Origin of the sequence: Clostridioides sp. ZZV15-6598 (assembly GCF_020657705.1) — a bacterium.
Taxonomy (GTDB): Bacteria; Bacillota; Clostridia; order Peptostreptococcales; family Peptostreptococcaceae; genus Clostridioides; species Clostridioides difficile_F.
In genome coordinates this window covers 1-728 of the sequence record NZ_JAGWCS010000306.1, presented here as the reverse complement: position 1 = coordinate 728, position 728 = coordinate 1, and the positions used below count along the sequence as shown (strand labels likewise).

The 728-nt window shown below is 52.7% G+C and carries 1 rRNA gene; it reads right to left on the bottom strand.

From position 1 onward, the window contains the following. Positions 1–728, bottom strand: a 23S ribosomal RNA gene (locus tag KGF50_RS21765); the annotation flags it as partial.

Genomic DNA, 728 nt, shown 5'->3' with positions numbered 1-728 from the left:
CACGACGTTCTGAACCCAGCTCGCGTACCACTTTAATGGGCGAACAGCCCAACCCTTGGGACCTACTACAGCCCCAGGATGTGATGAGCCGACATCGAGGTGCCAAACCTCCCCGTCGATGTGGACTCTTGGGGGAGATAAGCCTGTTATCCCCAGGGTAGCTTTTATCCGTTGAGCGATGGCCCTTCCACGCAGAACCACCGGATCACTAAGTCCGATTTTCATCCTTGCTCGACCTGTATGTCTTGCAATCAAGCTCTCTTTTGCCTTTACACTCTACGTACGATTTCCGACCGTACTGAGAGAACCTTTGAGCGCCTCCGTTACCTTTTGGGAGGCGACCGCCCCAGTCAAACTGCCCACCTGACAGTGTCCCAAGACCAGATTCATGGCCTATGGTTAGAGTCCCAGTACTACAAGGGTGGTATCCCAAGGATGGCTCCGCCAAAACTGGCGTCCTGGTTTCAAAGCCTCCCACCTATCCTGTACATGTAGTACCAAGACCCAATGTCAAGCTACAGTAAAGCTCCATGGGGTCTTTCCGTCCTGTCGCAGGTATCCGGCATCTTCACCGGAATTACAATTTCACCGAGTCTGTTGTTGAGACAGTGCCCAAATCGTTACGCCTTTCGTGCGGGTCGGAACTTACCCGACAAGGAATTTCGCTACCTTAGGACCGTTATAGTTACGGCCGCCGTTTACTGGGGCTTAAGTTCACTGCTTCGATT